We start from the raw sequence: 275 nt of genomic DNA, 5'->3' as shown, positions 1-275 counted from the left end.
AACTGAAATTTCATTTTGATTGTCTATCAGTAGGAGGTTATCGCCTTCGTTGATTTGCACATACCTGGGAATTGAAAGGGTACTACAAAGATGCTGCCAGTCTGCTACCCCAGAATGTGTGGATAAGGACGACGCTGAAATGTTCCAGGTTGCTTTTGCAAGAATTAAATGCTTGTATGTGATACGGGGTAGAAACACCCGGTCGCTGAGAATTCCCCAGTCCCAGTTCAGATGCGGGTTTGCATTTTGTCTGGCAAGATCACAGAGAAAACGAT

General features: G+C 44.4%; 1 protein-coding gene. It reads right to left on the bottom strand.

What is annotated here, in order from left to right:
* On the bottom strand, positions 1-275 hold a 275-nt coding region (locus ACY2RS_RS15590; protein WP_490099587.1), incomplete at both ends, for a lantibiotic dehydratase.

It is taken from the genome of Patiriisocius sp. 208BN25-11 (assembly GCF_058147145.1).
This window is presented reverse-complemented; position numbering and strand designations above follow the sequence as displayed.